The 16,341-nt window shown below is 48.3% G+C and carries 20 protein-coding genes; 17 read left to right on the top strand and 3 right to left on the bottom strand.

Features of this window, described 5'->3' with window-relative positions; all coding sequences use genetic code 11:
- Positions 1-18: 18 nt before the first annotated feature.
- Complete coding sequence (locus tag GUA98_RS19300; RefSeq protein WP_193724130.1) at positions 19-363, bottom strand: hypothetical protein; 345 nt, start codon at positions 361-363, stop codon at positions 19-21.
- Positions 364-368: 5 nt separating this feature from the next.
- The gene (locus tag GUA98_RS19295) at positions 369-1,361 is read right to left on the bottom strand and encodes a DUF1385 domain-containing protein (protein ID WP_153979294.1); all 993 of its coding nucleotides are present in this window, start codon (positions 1,359-1,361) and stop codon (positions 369-371) included.
- Positions 1,362-1,575: 214 nt separating this feature from the next.
- Between GUA98_RS19295 and GUA98_RS19290 the strand changes: the two genes are divergently transcribed.
- From GUA98_RS19290 to GUA98_RS19270, 5 genes are all read left to right on the top strand, one after another.
- On the top strand, positions 1,576-2,154 hold the full coding sequence (locus GUA98_RS19290; RefSeq protein WP_193724129.1) for a YqhR family membrane protein: 579 nt from the start codon (positions 1,576-1,578) through the stop codon (positions 2,152-2,154).
- Positions 2,155-2,231: 77 nt separating this feature from the next.
- Complete coding sequence (gene aroQ / locus GUA98_RS19285; protein ID WP_095290410.1) at positions 2,232-2,675, top strand: type II 3-dehydroquinate dehydratase; 444 nt, start codon at positions 2,232-2,234, stop codon at positions 2,673-2,675.
- Positions 2,676-2,714: 39 nt separating this feature from the next.
- Entirely contained in the window at positions 2,715-3,788 is a 1,074-nt protein-coding gene (locus GUA98_RS19280) for a M24 family metallopeptidase (RefSeq protein ID WP_127537928.1), read from the top strand.
- Positions 3,789-4,102: 314 nt separating this feature from the next.
- Positions 4,103-4,660, top strand: coding sequence for an elongation factor P (efp, locus tag GUA98_RS19275; protein ID WP_095290413.1), 558 nt, complete (start codon positions 4,103-4,105; stop codon positions 4,658-4,660).
- Between the two features lie 190 nt (positions 4,661-4,850).
- Entirely contained in the window at positions 4,851-6,104 is a 1,254-nt protein-coding gene (locus tag GUA98_RS19270) for an aspartate kinase (RefSeq protein WP_193724128.1), read from the top strand.
- A gap of 70 nt (positions 6,105-6,174) precedes the next feature.
- Here the strand turns inward: GUA98_RS19270 and GUA98_RS19265 are convergent, their stop codons facing one another.
- A complete protein-coding gene (locus GUA98_RS19265; protein WP_193724127.1) occupies positions 6,175-6,924 on the bottom strand; it encodes a 2-phosphosulfolactate phosphatase in 750 nt (249 codons plus the stop codon).
- A gap of 265 nt (positions 6,925-7,189) precedes the next feature.
- On the opposite strand from GUA98_RS19265, the gene spoIIIAA reads away from it, so the two are divergent.
- From spoIIIAA to amaP, 12 genes are all read left to right on the top strand, one after another.
- Positions 7,190-8,194, top strand: coding sequence for a stage III sporulation protein AA (gene spoIIIAA, locus GUA98_RS19260; protein ID WP_153979289.1), 1,005 nt, complete (start codon positions 7,190-7,192; stop codon positions 8,192-8,194).
- A complete protein-coding gene (gene spoIIIAB / locus GUA98_RS19255) occupies positions 8,187-8,705 on the top strand; it encodes a stage III sporulation protein SpoIIIAB (RefSeq protein WP_193724126.1) in 519 nt (172 codons plus the stop codon). Before spoIIIAA ends, spoIIIAB begins: the two co-directional genes overlap by 8 nt.
- A 29-nt stretch (positions 8,706-8,734) precedes the next feature.
- Entirely contained in the window at positions 8,735-8,938 is a 204-nt protein-coding gene (gene spoIIIAC, locus GUA98_RS19250) for a stage III sporulation protein AC (RefSeq protein WP_017687585.1), read from the top strand.
- A 32-nt stretch (positions 8,939-8,970) separates the two neighbouring features.
- Positions 8,971-9,360: a stage III sporulation protein AD gene (gene spoIIIAD, locus GUA98_RS19245; RefSeq protein ID WP_193724125.1), complete on the top strand. Its 390-nt coding sequence runs from the start codon at positions 8,971-8,973 to the stop codon at positions 9,358-9,360.
- A 21-nt stretch (positions 9,361-9,381) separates the two neighbouring features.
- Positions 9,382-10,578: a stage III sporulation protein AE gene (gene spoIIIAE / locus GUA98_RS19240; protein ID WP_193724124.1), complete on the top strand. Its 1,197-nt coding sequence runs from the start codon at positions 9,382-9,384 to the stop codon at positions 10,576-10,578.
- A gap of 30 nt (positions 10,579-10,608) precedes the next feature.
- A complete protein-coding gene (gene spoIIIAF, locus GUA98_RS19235) occupies positions 10,609-11,439 on the top strand; it encodes a stage III sporulation protein AF (protein ID WP_193724123.1) in 831 nt (276 codons plus the stop codon).
- A gap of 17 nt (positions 11,440-11,456) precedes the next feature.
- On the top strand, positions 11,457-12,095 hold the full coding sequence (spoIIIAG, locus tag GUA98_RS19230) for a stage III sporulation protein AG (RefSeq protein ID WP_095290425.1): 639 nt from the start codon (positions 11,457-11,459) through the stop codon (positions 12,093-12,095).
- A 68-nt stretch (positions 12,096-12,163) separates the two neighbouring features.
- Complete coding sequence (locus tag GUA98_RS19225; RefSeq protein ID WP_193724122.1) at positions 12,164-12,994, top strand: SpoIIIAH-like family protein; 831 nt, start codon at positions 12,164-12,166, stop codon at positions 12,992-12,994.
- 138 nt (positions 12,995-13,132) lie between these two features.
- Positions 13,133-13,600, top strand: a complete 468-nt coding sequence (gene accB, locus GUA98_RS19220; RefSeq protein ID WP_095359390.1) for an acetyl-CoA carboxylase biotin carboxyl carrier protein — start codon at positions 13,133-13,135, stop codon at positions 13,598-13,600.
- Positions 13,601-13,656: 56 nt separating this feature from the next.
- Entirely contained in the window at positions 13,657-15,000 is a 1,344-nt protein-coding gene (gene accC, locus GUA98_RS19215; RefSeq protein WP_095359280.1) for an acetyl-CoA carboxylase biotin carboxylase subunit, read from the top strand.
- A gap of 228 nt (positions 15,001-15,228) precedes the next feature.
- On the top strand, positions 15,229-15,639 hold the full coding sequence (locus tag GUA98_RS19210; protein ID WP_024630996.1) for an Asp23/Gls24 family envelope stress response protein: 411 nt from the start codon (positions 15,229-15,231) through the stop codon (positions 15,637-15,639).
- A gap of 154 nt (positions 15,640-15,793) precedes the next feature.
- A complete protein-coding gene (gene amaP / locus GUA98_RS19205; protein WP_095290430.1) occupies positions 15,794-16,333 on the top strand; it encodes an alkaline shock response membrane anchor protein AmaP in 540 nt (179 codons plus the stop codon).
- Positions 16,334-16,341 lie beyond the last annotated feature (8 nt).

Raw genomic sequence — 16,341 nt, 5'->3', positions numbered from 1 at the left:
TTACTTTGCATATAAGAACTAGTGAAACTTGGGAATATCGTCATCGCTTTTTCCCTTATTTCCTTGAATGACATGAAAGGGATAATCTTTCCGTTTTTTGGAGGAACCGCTGCTTTTTCTTGCTCCGGACCCGGATTGAGCCTTCATTTTAGCCATGGTGCGTGCCGAAGGTTTGATCTTGGGCTTGGTTTTGCGTGCCCAACGCCCCGGTGGGAACTTATAGAGCAGGAATATACCACCGAGTACTACAACAGGAATAATCAACCCGAGAATACCTTTGTCTCCCAGTGTGCTTATTATTCCAAATGCTGCAAGAGCAATGGCCGCCCAAAAAACGATAGTCATGACCGCCTGCTTGTTCATATCAATCACCCTTTCACAGGATCGAGTGTTGCAACAGGTACTTCGGACGTAGCTGATACATTGGCAAGCTTGGCATCCAGTTCACGCATGCGGTTAAACGAAGCGATGGACACTTCCACCTGTTCGTTGGTTGGCTCTTTGGTGGTGAGCAATTGCAGCCAAAGTCCAGGATATCCGAGATAACGCAGTACCGGAATGTCACGCACCGAGTTGGTGAGCTTCAATAGTTCGAATGAAATCCCGAGGACAACAGGCAGTAACAGCAAGCGCTGTCCCATCCGTTCCCAGAGGTTGTCGTAGGTGAAAAGGGAATATAGGAAAACACCGATAATCACCGTCAGCATGATAAAGCTGCTTCCACAGCGGTAGTGCAGTCTACTGTATTTCTGAACATTCTCAGGTGTAAGTTCCTCACCGGCTTCATAAGCACTAATGACCTTATGCTCCGCCCCGTGGTATTGGAATAGTCGTTTAATCATTGGTGTCTGTGAGATCAGCCATAGGTAGGCAAGTAGCAGAATCAGCTTAATGCCGCCTTCCAGTAAATTATGCAAAAACTGATTGTCGAATGCATTTTTAAACAAAAAATTCTCAATGACGACAGGAAGCAGCGTGAGCACGATTTTACCAAAAAGGAATGATAGAATGGCTACCGCGGTAACACCAATAATCATGCTAAGGCTCCAGCCGGAACCTTCTTTTTCTTTTTGTTTCGCCTTCTCTTCAGGTTCGAGTTCATCATCAGCATAAGCGTCAGCAGAATAATTAAGATGTTTGCTTCCTTTGACACTTGAATCTATAATGCTGACAATCCCGCGCAGTAACGGAATCCGCCGCAATTTCATGACCCAGGTCTTGTCTTGCTTGGGAACTTCCAGATACGTAATTTCGCCGTCTTTTCTTCGAACAGCTGTAACGTTGACATGTTTACCGCCAAACATTACGCCTTCAATGACAGCTTGCCCCCCGTAGCTGACAGGCTTGGATTGTTGAGGCAAATTATTCACCTTCCTATTCTGTTCTATACCCTCAGGTTCAAAGGTAGTTTGATATCCCTATTGTATCGAATTTTGAGACCGATTTCTAGTTTCAGGGACAAACCTGGAGATGTTGTTGTTAAGTTTGCCCTGTTCTGAACATACTACCCCGTAAGGAATGACAGATAAGCGGTTTTGTAGCGGCCGAGCAGATTGAGAGTGAAGGAGAATACGAATGGCAGAATATACAGACAAACATGCATCCCATCTGAATACAAGTCATGGAGATGTCGGTGATCACAGGAATCAGGGCAGAAGCTCAAAACAGCGACAAGGCCAAAAGCATTACTATACCAAGCCGTTCCCCTTTGCTGTGGAGCTTGGTTTCTTTGCGGGTTTTATATGGGGTGGCATACATTGGCTAAACTACCTGCTTCACTTCAGCATCGTCCCGTTAGGCTTTTTGGCAGAGCCCTTTTTCAAACATCAGTACATCTATACTGCTGCAGGGCATCTGACAGGCTGGCTGTTTTTTATTGTGTTCTCCATTGTGGCTGCACTAATCTACACATATACACTGAGAAAATGGAAGGGCCCCTTGCCCGGTATTGGTTACGGGATCGTTTGGTGGCTTATCATCTTTGTACTGGTTGGGCCCAAACTGGACATGGTGAAGCCGATAAACCGTCTGACCTGGGATTCCATTATCACTGAATTTTGCTTCTTTTTGCTGTGGGGGCTGTTCATCGGCTATACGGTAGCCATGGAGTACACGGACGAACGGAAACGTGAGCCCGAGAAAGCGGGAGCATAGCCGCAAAAAAGCTTCTCAATCCGGCAATGGCTGTGTTAAAATAGCAGATGGTTATTTGCAGAAAGGATGGAGCAGCTATGAAACGGATTGTTGTGATCAATGGCCCGAACCTGAACATGCTTGGTATACGTGAACCTGGCATCTATGGAACGCTTAGTCTGAAGGATATTGAGGACAAGATTCGCAGACAGGCTGAGGAGCTTGGCGTCTCCATCGCTTTTTATCAATCCAACCACGAAGGAGATATCATTGATCGTATTCATGCAGCGATGGACGATGCAGACGGAATCATGCTGAATGCCGGAGCGTTCACCCATTACAGCTATGCTATACGTGATGCGATTAATGCTGTAAAAGTGCCTACCGTGGAAGTACATCTATCCAACATTCATGCACGCGAAGCTTTCAGACATCATTCAGTGATTGCTGCAGAAACAATCGGGCAGATTGCCGGATTTGGCGAAGTAAGCTATGAACTGGGGCTGCTGGCTCTCGTGCGTCATCTGGACAAACAAACCTGAGCCGGGGACCCGGGAATGTGAGAGAAAGAAGGGTTACCGATGGAAAACAAACGAGTAAATAAGTTGCGTGAGGCCATGCGTGAGCGCGAACTCACCGCAATGCTGATTACGAACCCGATCAACCGTCGTTACATGACGGGCTTTACAGGGTCAGCGGGATATGTGCTGATTACGGAACAGGAAGCCTATCTGCTGACTGATTTTCGTTATATGACACAGGCACCGCAGCAAGCCAAAGGATTTACCGTTGTGGAGCATGGACCTAAACCGATGGAATCGGTGCGGGAACTGCTGGCATCAGCAAATATCAAAGAGGTTGGCTTCGAGCAGGATACGGTCACATTTGGCACGCACTCCGCTTATGCTGAAGCACTTCAATCTATTGAATTGAAAGCTGTATCCGGCATCGTGGAACAACTTCGCATCTTCAAGGATGAGGATGAAATCGCTGTAATGCAAAAAGCTGCTGATCTGGCCGATGCGACGTTTAGCCACGTTTTGCAGTTTGCCAAACCGGGCATGACTGAGCGTGAAGTGGATTTGGAAATGGAGTTTTTCATGCGCAAGCATGGAGCGACATCCTCTTCCTTTGACACGATTGTAGCTTCGGGTGAACGTTCCGCAATGCCACATGGCGTAGCGAGCAGCAAGGTCATCGGACAAAATGAGCTAATTACATTTGACTTCGGTGCATTGCTTGACGGATACTGTTCAGATCTGACACGCACGATTGCCACGGGTACACCTGTACCAGAGCTGCGTAAAATTTATGATATTGTACTGGAAGCCCAGTTACATACGCTTGAAAACCTGAAACCGGGCATGACCGGACGGGAAGCTGATGCGCTGGCACGTGATATCATTGCAGGATACGGATATGGAGATCAATTCGGACACAGTACAGGCCACGGCCTGGGTATGGAAGTCCATGAAGCTCCGCGCCTGTCCAAGCTTAGTGACGATGTGTTGAAACCGGGGATGGTTGTAACCGTTGAACCGGGAATCTACATCGATGGACTTGGCGGCGTACGTATTGAGGATGACGTGGTTATCACGGAAACAGGCATTCATATCTTAACGAAGTCGGACAAGAAGTTCACCGTTATCGGCTAACATTCTAGCCACTAGCGATATAAGACGTTTTTTATTTTGTAGGTACAGGTTATCTCTGATTGTTCTGGATCATTGCAAAAGTAGTGAAGGGGCGGAATCGATTCTGAAGAAGCGAAGCGTTCGCATTTGTCTCCTCATTTTCTACCTTAGTTAAGTCTAATTAAGAAAATGAGGAGACAACAGCGATCAGAGGAACGATCCGAACCCGTAACGGCCACGTAGCACATGGTCAGCAATTCAGAGATGAATCAACCTATAAAATAACCCATCGCCTTATATCGCCTACTTTTCAACCATATCAGGAGGGATTTTTCGTGATTTCAGTAAACGATTTTAAAACAGGCTTGACCGTACAAGTGGATGGAGATATCTTCACTGTACTTGACTTCCAACACGTTAAACCAGGTAAAGGCGCTGCCTTCGTACGTTCCAAATTGAAAAACCTGCGTAACGGTAATACCGTTGAGCGTACATTCCGTGCAGGTGAAACGATTGGCCGTGCGATCATCGAAAACCGTGGCGTATCTTATCTGTATGCAAGTGGCACAGAGCACACGTTCATGGACAACGAAACATACGATCAGTTCACATTGACAAGCGACCAGCTGGAATGGGAATTGAACTTCCTGAAAGAAAACATGAACGTAAAAATCGTTAGCTACCAAGGTGAAATCCTCGGTATTGACCTGCCAACAAGCGTTGAGTTGAAAGTTATCGAGACTGAGCCAAGCGTTAAAGGTAACACTGCTCAAGGCGCTACCAAAAACGCTAAAGTGGAAACTGGCCTGAACGTACAAGTGCCATTGTTCATCAACGAAGGCGATGTACTGTTGATCGATACACGTGAAGGTAAATACTCTTCCCGCGCGTAACTTTCATGGGGTGTAAGCAAAATACACAATGATTTCAACCCTTTGCCAATGATTTGGCAGAGGGTTTTTTCGAAAAAAGATTAGCCTATCAGTCACTTTCGTAATATACTGGGTTAAAGTCATTTTTCGGAGAGATTAATGGCGATGGACATAATTATGCATACTGCACAAGGTAGGGAGTGGATTTGCGTTGTCATTGTACGTCATGAAGTTTGGGGGCAGCTCGGTCGGAGATACGGAACGCATGAAGCGTGTAGCCGGACGTGTTGTAGAGAAAGCTGATGAAGGACATCAGTGTGTGGTTGTGGTTTCGGCTATGGGAGACACGACAGATGATCTGATTGATCAGGCGAAGCTGCTGAACAGTGAATTGCCTGCGCGGGAAATGGATATGCTGCTGACCACAGGAGAGCAGATCTCGATTTCGCTTTTATCCATGGCCATTCAGGCACTGGGACGTAAGGCCATTTCGTTTACCGGATGGCAAGCAGGCTTCCGTACTGAACCGGTACATGGTAAAGCAAGAATTAATAATATCCATCCGGAACGTGTGAATGAAGCGCTTGCGGAAGGCAATATTGTAATCGTTGCAGGATTCCAGGGCATGACTGTAGATGGAGAAATTACAACACTTGGTCGCGGTGGATCGGATACAACGGCGGTAGCGCTGGCAGCAGCCATCAAGGCGGATGCGTGTGAGATCTATACGGATGTAGACGGAATCTATTCGACAGATCCCCGGATTGTCAAAGTCGCACGCAAGCTTAAGGAAATTTCGTATGACGAAATGTTGGAACTTGCAAACCTGGGGGCCGCAGTGCTGCACCCGCGTGCAGTTGAATACGCGAAGCACTCTGGTGTGCCTTTGATTGTAAGATCCAGCTTTAACCATAATGAAGGAACGGTTGTGAAGGAGGAAGCAGCAATGGAACAAGGCGTCGTGGTAAGCGGAATTGCCTATGACAAAAATGTGGCTCGTATCAGTATTTTGGGAGTTCCGGACGTACCGGGAGTTCTTGCCGAGGTGTTTGGTGCACTGGCATCTGAACAGATTGATGTCGATATTATCGTACAAAGCGGTGTATTGGACGGTAAAGCAGACTTCTCATTCTCGGTGGCACTGTCTGATCGCGAGAACGCGCTGCGTGTCCTAGAGGGCCTTCACAGCCGTTTGCCATACCGTGAAGTCACATCGGAAGATAATTTGGTTAAAGTATCCATCGTGGGTGCTGGTATGGTCAGCCATCCGGGAGTTGCAGCCAAAATGTTCCAAGTGATCTCTTCTCAAGGTGTGAGCATCAAAATGGTCAGCACATCCGAAATTAAGGTATCTTGCGTCATCGATGGTGACAAACTTCATGATGTGATCAAAGCACTGCATACAGCGTATGATCTCGACACAGCAGAGCAGGCTGTCATTGGTGGTCCACAGGTTCGCAGATAATTTAATATGTATAAATGAACAAAAGGTGTTCTGTATCGCCATCCAGGCGACAGAACACCTTTTTTATGCTTTACAGCAATTTGGATATCCGTTCTCCCTCCAAGCCCCGAAACAATTCCATACGATGATCTTCTCTCATCTCTGGTACACAGTCGAGCACGTTTAATTGGGAACAGTAGGTGACATCATGCATTCTGCCCAGTTTGTCAAGCCGCCTTGCACCTGTTGATACACGGACAAGATCCGGTATAGTGTCCTCGCACTGGGTAACAGCCTGATGCAGTACCCTGCCAAGATCGTTCAGTCTGATAGGGTAATGGGACTGACGGTACAGCTCCTCAATAATGCATCCTGCACACAATCCATCTTCCAGTGCGAATTCATCCTGATCTCCTGCACATAACAACAGAACGTCCCTTCGGAGCAGGCAGAGAGCAGCTGCAACAGCCTGCACGTTCAGAAATGAACCCGCCAGCACATGTCTTGCCCTGGCAGCTTTGCTCAGCGCACGTGTCCCGTCGGTAGTGGTCAAGATCACGGTTTTACCCGCGATCTCCTGCGTCATATATTCATAGGGGGAATTGCCCACCTCGAATCCAGCGATTTTTTTGTTGAACCGCTCCCCTCCGCGAATCGAATCTTTAACGGTCATTTGCTTCGCTTGAGGAACGGTCTCCACCGGAATGACACCCGCAGCATCATAGGCCAAGGCTGTAACGATTGTACTTGTTGTACGCAGCACGTCAATTACAACGGCACTTCGCCCTGCGATATCGATTCTTCGAACTTCATTCACATTGCCTACCACGTCGACTTGCACTCCCCACAACTCCTCTCTTCATTTGGGGATAGATGGTATTGTCTTCCCTCCGGAATGGATTTCACCTGTCTGCAAGCACTATATGCATGATGATATAGACGGGTGCCTAGAAGAAGCCTGGATCTATGATATTTGACTCTCAGGCCTGTTCTGTAAGAAATGCTAGATTTCAGCGTCATAAATTGAATGTACAGGCATAGACTTGAGATAGGAACAAGCACCCGATACGCGGTAAATACGATTTTAGGGTTGGAGGGGCCTATTCATGAAGGTGAACTGGAAGGATCTCTTTCCGGAACCGATTCGAACCATTCTGGGAAGGATGCCGCCCGCTATATTGGAACAAGTGGAGGAAGTACGTATCCGCGAAGGAAGGCCGCTCGAGATCAATGCTGGGAACGCCTATCACTTCCTTACCGCAGAAGGCAGCACGACAGCGAAGCCTGAAGAAGCTTATATTCCTCAAAAAGAGGTAACACACCGGCTGCTGGATCTGATCAGCAATCATTCGCTCTATACGCTGGAAGAAGAGCTGCGCAAAGGATTCATCACCATACCGGGAGGCCACCGAATTGGATTAGCCGGCAGAACGGTGCTCAGCGGCGGCCGAGTGGAATACTTGCGTGATATTAATGGTTTCAACGTCAGGGTAGCTCGTGAAGTACATGGGGTAGCTGATCGAATCCTGCCCCACCTGTTGGATCTGAAGAGCGGACAGGTATTTCACACGTTGATACTCTCACCACCTCAGCAAGGAAAAACGACGCTGCTGCGAGATTTGGCCAGACAAATCAGTAGTGGAACCAAGCTAACAGGTGTCAGTGAGCTGATTCAGGGGCTAAGGCCACGTCTTAAGGTTGGCATTGTGGATGAGCGATCCGAGATCGCCGGAAGTTATAAAGGTGTACCCGGGTTTGACATCGGTCCCCGAACCGATGTCATGGATGGTTGTCCCAAAGCGGAAGGCATGATGATGATGCTTCGTTCCATGTCGCCAGACGTGCTTATTGTGGACGAGATTGGCCGTCCGGAAGATGCAGAAGCTGTGATGGAGGCACTGCATTCCGGTGTTTCGGTGATTGCAACAGCCCACGGCCGGGATCTGTCCGAGCTCTCTTCCAGGCCTGCACTTCGCACCTTAATCGGAGCACAGATGTTTCAGCGTTATGTTCAGCTGCAGCGGACGAGCCGAGGCATGAGCTTCAAGGTGGCCGATGGTAAAATGCGAGGTCTTCAGCAGACCGAGGCAGGAGGTGAAGCCTTTGGTTAACATGCTGGGTGCTGTAATGATTCTGCTTGCGAGCACACTTGCGGGCTTCTACCGTGCCAGACAGTATGCGCTCAGACCTAGGCAGCTGCGAGAATTGATTGCTGCGCTGCAGCGGTTGATGACGGAAATCAACTACGGACTGACCCCGCTTCCCGATGCGATGGGGAAAATGGGAGTTCAAACCAGAGAGCCTGTCAAAACCCTGTTTCTTCATGCAGCCAAGCAAATGGAGCCTCCGCTGGGTCACACGGCACGAGAGAGTCTGCAGTCCGGAATCGAACAAGCATGGGGAAAATCAGCAATGAAAGCAGATGAGAGGGAAGTCATGCTGCAATTAAGCTACAGCCTTGGCACCAGCGACCGTCAGGATCAGACCAAACACATTTCGCTAGCCATTCAACAACTTATGCATGAGGAATCCCGTGCTCAAGCCGAACAGATGAAATACGAACGGATGAGCCGCAGTCTCGGGATGCTTGTCGGAGCGTTAATCGTCATTCTGATCTTTTGAAATTGCCGCGATAGTGAGGTGCCAAGGTCATGAATCTAGAAGTGAACGCAATTTTCCAAATTGCGGGCATCGGAATCATCATTGCGATGATTCATACGGTGCTGAAACAAATGGGAAAGGAAGATATGGCGCACTGGGTGACCGTGATCGGATTTGTCGTTGTATTGTTTATGGTTGTTCGCATGCTGGACAGCCTGCTGCAAGAGATCAAATCGATCTTTCTGTTTCAATGAAAACGGTCATGAAGCCGGGATGGTGGTGACCTGTGGAAATTATTCAAGTCGTGGGTCTAGCCCTGATTGCAACAGTTCTTATTCTCATCGTTAAGGAACAGAAGCCGATGTTTGCCTTTCTGATTGCGGCTGCGACGAGCATTGTGATTTTCATGCTGCTCATTGGCAAGATTGGCGCTGTGATTGACGTGCTCAAGCGGCTGGCCGAAAATTCAGGCATGGAAAATATCTATCTGAAAACGGTGTTGAAAATTATTGGTATAGCATACATTGCCGAATTCGGTGCTCAGATTGTAAGAGATGCAGGGCAGGAGAGCATCGCTTCCAAGATTGAACTTGCCGGTAAGGTATTGATTCTCGTACTCGCTATTCCGATCATCAGCATTATTATTGAAACCGTCATGAAGCTGATGCCGGTCTAGAAGGAGGCGTGCATACAGCAAATGAACATGATGCAAGACAAGCAGCGATGGCGCCTTACAATCGTTCTGGTACTGTGTTTTCTGTTTGCCATAATGGGACAGGTTGCAGCAGGCTCAAGCTCACCCACGGATGAATGGATGCAGCAGCAGGCCGATCAGCTTCCCAAGGATCAGGTGGAGAAATATTGGGATCAGCTCATGCAGCAATATGGTGGCTTTTTTCCCGATGGGAAGACTCCATCTTTCATGGATATGCTTATTCCCGGCAATGAGGGATTTAGTCTGAAATCCGTGTTTGTGGCCATTGGCACCTTCATGCTGCATGAGATTTTATATAACGGCAAACTGCTCGTCACCATTGTGATGCTGAGTGTGCTGAGCATGATTTTGGAAACACTGCAGACCGCTTTTGAGAAAAACAACATAAGTAAAATCGCCTACTCCATCTGTTACATGGTCATCATCGTCATTGCGATTAACAGTTTCAGCGTAGCCATTGGATATGCCAAGGAAGCCATTGAAGGTATGGTCAACTTTATGATGGCTATGGTGCCTTTACTGTTCACCCTACTGGCTTCCATGGGAAACATCATTACCGTATCTGTTACGCATCCGCTGATCATTTTCATGATACATCTGGTCAGCACGCTGATTCACATCGTGGTATTTCCGCTATTATTTTTCTCGGCTGTACTGCACCTTGTCAGTTCAATATCAGACAAATATAAGCTGACTCAACTGGCCGATCTGCTTCGCAACATCAGCATTGCATTACTCGGCATTCTGCTGACGATGTTTCTCGGGGTGATCTCAGTACAGGGGGCTTCAAGCTCCGTTGCAGATGGCGTAAGCCTCAAAGCTGCCAAGTATATTGCAGGCAATTTTGTCCCCATTGTGGGAAGAACATTTGCAGATGCAACAGACACGGTTATCACGGCTTCCATGCTGGTCAAAAACGCCATTGGCCTAACGGGTGTCATCATCATCCTGTTTTTATGTGCGTTTCCTGCGCTGAAAATATTGACACTTGCCCTTATCTACAACATAACGGGCGCTATCATGCAGCCGCTAGGAGATACGCCGATCGTTGGTTGCCTGCAAGCCATAGGGAAATCGATGATCTATGTCTTCGCAGCTCTGGCTGCCGTGGGATTGATGTTTTTTCTGGCCATTACGATACTGCTTACTGCGGGTAACCTGACAATCATGATGAGATGAGCAGGTGATCTCGGGAAAGGAGCTGGAAGGATGGGGTGGCTGAGCACTTGGCTCCGGGAATTGATCATGATCGTACTGCTGGCAACATTCGTGGATATGCTGTTACCCAACCGCTCCATGGAGCGTTACGTCAAGCTCGTGCTGAGCCTCCTTATCCTCCTGACGCTCCTGTCTCCCATTACCAAGCTGCTGCGGAGTGATCCGGTTGGTGAACTGAAGCGGGCCATGACTGCCATGGAATCACCATCGGATGGGAATGTCACACTGGAACAGATCTTGGCTGAAGGCAGGCAGCTGCAATCGAATGAGCAGGAACAATCCTTGCAGTGGACGGCACGGGAACTCGCGAGTGTGATGAAAGGGCAGATCGAGGAAACGACGGGAGAAAGAGTGCAATCGGTTGAAGTCCAGTTGGTCATGTCCAAACGCCAGGCCGATACAGATGCTTCTTCCGCAGGGGATCTGCCCGTGATTCAAAGTGTCGTCGTGCAAATGTCCCCTCCTGGGAGCAGTAAGCGGAATGATGCTGAACAGCAAGGTGCAGCGGTAAACTCCAGTCCGGTGTTTGGAGCTGAACAAGCTGGGGATTCTTCTGAAGCAGCTTCATCTCCGAAGCCAATCGAGATTGGACAGGTACAGGTGCCTGAAGTACAGATTGAGGTGGGCAAAGAGAATGTTGATGAACCCCATGGGACCGTATCCGAACCTGTGAATGGAGCTTCGGGAGGCCATGATCAAGAAGAACAGGGGACGTCCCGCTCCGAGCGGGCTGTGCAAATTATTACACTGCTCACCGAAAAGTGGGATATTGATGCCACCAACGTACAGGTGAAGGAACAGAAAAGCGCTCAGGCGTTGTAAAAAAAGGAGGGTATCCGATGAAGCAATGGCTTAAAAAGATTGAAGGCCTGCTCGGTGGAGGCGAAGGCGGAGCCAGACGAAGCCAGACGTTCCGCTGGCTCATCATTCTGGGCCTGATCGGAGTAGGAATTATGCTGTTTAACTCCTTCGTCAATGTGAAAAAGATTGATTCCGAGAACATCGGACGAGAACCCCCGGATCCGGTAGCTTCGATGGCGTCTTTACCCACTGATCCGGCAGACCAAAATCCGTTTCAGGCCATAGAATTCGCATTTGAAGACAAGATCAAGGGTGTACTTGAAAACATCGTTGGTGTAGGAACAGTGGATGTCATGGTCACTGTCGACTCAACCGAGGAATTGGTCGTACAACGAAACGTAAAAGATTCGCAGCAGCTGACCGAGGAGACGGATGCAAACGGAGGCAAGAGGCACATGACCCAATATACCCGCGATGGCGAGATCATTACTTATGAAATTTCAGGGGATCAGACACCGATTGTTACGAAAAAGCTCAAACCACAGATCAGGGGGGTGCTCGTCGTTGCTAAAGGCGCCGAAAACAAGGTCGTGAAGGATTTGATAACCGATGCCGTGGAAAAAGGACTGAATGTCGCTGCATACCGAATATCGGTCGTGCCGCGTAAGCAGGACTAGTCAAGTGCAATCCAAGTGGAATGGCCCAGTTATTATGCGAATCAAGCTAATTTGAGGAGGAAGTTCTAATGAATAACAAACGCCAAACGGTATGGCTCGTTTCTATGCTGAGTCTGATGGTCATTTTGTCCGCATATTATCTGTTCACAGAGGACTCTGGTCCAGTAAATGCCCCAGTGGCGGAAAGCCAGCAAGTGGATGGTATCAATCAGGGGGAAGTCAAAGAGACAGCCGGCATTCTTGATCCTACAGAAGGTTTGGTTGTCAATGAAGTTGTGAACGAAGGTGAAGTAACCGGTTCTGATCCTGCAGGCCAGCCAGCTTCCGAGGAAACGGAGAATCCTGCGGCTGCAGAAGGACAGCAGGCTGCTGAAACAGAACAAACTCCAGCAGCAGAGCCAGGTGAGAACAAGCCTGAAACGAATGAAGAAGCAGATAAAGGAACGGCCGCTACACCTGATGCGAGCAGTCAGACAGAGGGAACTGCAACCAAAACGGATGAAGAAGTGCTGAAGGAGATGGAAGAACAAAATACGGCGGCATCCGCGAGCAGTCAGTTCCAAAATTATCAATGGCAGCGTGAAGAGAGCAACAATCGCAAGTATGAGGAACTTATGACCATTGCTGGCGATCTGAGCAAAACGCCAGAGGAAAATGCGAAAGCAACGGAAGAGCTCCGTGCATTGGAGGAAAAAGAAGCCAAAATTAACGGCATTGAAGAGACGCTGTCTCAACAGTTCGCCAATGCGATCGTACAAGAAGATGCTGACAAGTATAAAGTAGTCGTGCTTAGTGAAAAACTGGACGTTAAGCAAGCCGTTTCTATCGTGGACTTGGTCATGAAAGAGCTCGCGGTTACGCAAAACAGAATCAGCGTGCAATACGTGACAGAACAGTAATCTGATCCATGGAGAAGTGCCCCGGGAGCTTGTTCAAGTCTCGGGCTCTTTCCATTTTTAACGATTATGATATAATACATAAAGCCATATGACCGTCCTAGTGAGACTGGCATGATGCCGAAGGAGTGAATAATGGAAATGTTTAAATTGAGTGAGATCAAAGAACTGATCAAACTGGTGGATGAAAGTTCCGTTCAAGAGTTGGAAATTGAAAATGAGGGGTCACGTCTGTCGATCCGTAAACCGGGTAAAACCGAATACGTTCAGGCAGCTGCGGTTCAACCGCAAGTCATTGCTGCTCCACAGGCACAACAACCTGCTGCAGTCGTAACAGAAGCTGCTCCGCAAGTGGATACTACAAGCCATTTACATAAAATTGTATCCCCGATGGTGGGTACTTTTTACAGAGCTTCCTCACCGGAAGCGGGTCCTTTTGTAAGCGTTGGTGATAAGGTTGTTGATAAAACAACGGTATGTATCATTGAAGCGATGAAGCTGATGAACGAGCTTGATGCCGACATCAAGGGAGAAATCGTTGAAGTACTGGTTGAGAACGGACAGCTGGTCGAGTATGGACAGCCCCTGTTCCTGGTTAAACCGGAATAACGGTAAATCGCCGGAGAGCGGCAACCGCTTGAGCTTCGAAGGAGGACAATAACGAAATGAAATTTCAAAAAATACTGATTGCGAACCGTGGAGAGATTGCGGTACGCATTATTCGTGCCTGTCGTGAGCTCGGTATTTCGACAGTCGCGGTTTATTCGGAAGCGGACAAGGACTCGCTGCATGTACGTCTTGCAGACGAAGCCTATTGTATTGGACCTACGTTGTCCAAAGACAGCTATCTGAATTTCACCAACCTGATGAGTGTGGCGACATTAACGGAATGTGACGCCATACACCCTGGTTATGGATTCCTTGCGGAGAACGCCGATTTTGCGGAAATTTGTGATTCCTGCAATATCACCTTTATCGGTCCTTCCCCTGAAGCCATTACCAAGATGGGTGACAAAGCTGTCGCTAAGCAAACGATGAAAGACGCGGGCGTTCCTGTTATTCCGGGGTCCGATGGTCTTGTCGAAAGCATGGAAGAAGCGATTATGCTTGGCCGGGATATTGGCTACCCTGTTATTATCAAAGCTACTGCAGGTGGCGGAGGTAAGGGTATTCGTATCGCGGAAGATGAAGAAGCCCTGATCAAACAGATTACGGCTGCTCAGCAGGAAGCGCAAAAGGCTTTTGGCAACGGCGGGGTGTACCTGGAGAAATTCCTGACAGGCATGAAACACGTCGAGATTCAGATTATTGCCGACAAGCATGGGAACGCAGTACACCTTGGCGAGCGTGATTGTTCTGTTCAACGCCGTCGTCAGAAGCTGGTGGAAGAAGCGCCTTGTCCAGTGCTGAATGAGGAAGTACGTACACGGATGGGTGAGGCTGCAGTTCGTGCAGCACTGGCTGTGGATTACTCCGGTGCAGGAACCCTTGAGTTTTTGCTCAGCCCTAACGGTGAATTCTATTTCATGGAAATGAATACGCGTATTCAAGTGGAACACCCCGTTACCGAAATGGTGACAGGTGTGGATCTGATTCGCGAAATGATCTCGGTAGCTGAAGGCAACCCGCTGTCATTCCGTCAGGAAGATGTTGTTATCAACGGATGGTCGATCGAATGCCGTATCAATGCTGAAGATCCGGATCGCAATTTTATGCCTTCACCAGGTAAAATTGGTTTTTATCTTGCACCAGGTGGTCCAGGTGTCCGCGTGGATAGCGCAGCTTATCCGGGCTACACGATTTCTCCGTTTTACGACTCCATGATCGCTAAATTGATTGTGTGGGGTGCGAACAGGGAAGAGGCGATTGCCAAGATGAAACGTGCGCTCGCTGAGTTTGCCATTGAAGGCATCTCTACGACGATTCCTTTCCATCAGAAATTGCTGGAACATCCAACGTTCATTCGGGGCGATTTTGATATTAAATTCCTCGAGGAAAACGAGATTTAACAAGCATATTGGGCTTGTTTGTCATAATCTAGCCCAAATGATATAGTATGTAATAATAAGAGCGCATGTCTCCTGCAAGGGATAAGCCCACACGTTTCTTGGTGAAGTTTGCTTGCAGGGGTTCCGGAAGTTCCCGGACCGGCAGGGTGTCCAAAGCCATCAAGCCTGTAGGACAGCGCCCTGACGGATGGCCGCAAACTTATTACGCGAAAGGTGTGTTGAACAGTTATGAGTACACTACCGACAGAATTTGAACGAACGGATATCGGTGAAATCCAGATCGCACCTGAAGTCATTGAAGTAATCGCTGGGCTGGCTACGGTAGAAGTTAAAGGAGTAGCGGGCATGAGCGGTGGTTTCGCTGGCGGATTTGCTGAATTGCTTGGTCGCAAAAACCTCTCCAAGGGTGTTAAAGTCGAAGTGGGCCAACGCGAGGCTGCTGTGGATGTATCGGTTATCATCGAGTATGGTTATCGTCTTCCCCAAGTAGCTACTGAAATCCAACAAAATGTTAAACGCTCCATTGAGAATATGACTGGATTGAATGTGAACGAAGTCAATGTGCACATTCATGACGTTCAGTTCAAAAGCACTGAAAAAGTGGAAGAGATTGACCTGAACAGTCAGCGTGTAAAATAAAAGAAGACAGATTCCCCCGGCATGACTGCCGGGGGTTATCCCGTCTTGGACATGTCTTCATCTTCCATTGAGACATATGGATAGAACGTGTTGACATGATATGCATAGGTTCAGGTTACAGCAACGTTAGTGAGCAAGGGAGGCTGTGCAGTTCGTGGCGAAAATACTGGATCGGCTTCTGTTGTTTATATACAGCATAAGCGTTGGAGCAATATCGGCAGTTGTCATTCTACTCATTAGTGGAGTACTGCCTTACGAATTGAATTACCAGCAGGAACAGAACGTCATTGTTGCAGCCGTTGTTGCAGCGGCGATCTTGTTTATCCTGAGTTTGCGTTTTTTTTACATCTCGGTACGGCGTGGGCGGGCTTCGTTGCCATCTGTAGATCAGCGTACGGAATACGGTGATGTGCAGATCTCAATGGAGACCATTGAAAATCTCTGCCTGAAAGCCACTTCCCGCTTCCGGGGAGTACGCGATGTTAAGGCACGTATTCGTGTGGTTGAGTCGGGATTGGAGATTATGATCCGTGCAGTGGTCGATGGCGAGACGCCAATTCCAACCCTGAGTTCGGATTTGCAAAAGGCCATACATGATCATGTACACGAGATTACGGGGATCCCGGTTTCGAATGTAACCGTGTATGTTGCCAATGTTACCCAGTCGCCTAACTACAAGAGTCGAGTGGAATGAGGTGAGTT

Source organism: Paenibacillus sp. P13VS, assembly GCF_015143645.1.
Classification (GTDB): Bacteria; Bacillota; Bacilli; order Paenibacillales; family Paenibacillaceae; genus Paenibacillus; species Paenibacillus xylanilyticus_A.
Note: the sequence above shows the minus strand (reverse complement) of the source record. Positions and strands in the feature narration are given on the sequence as shown.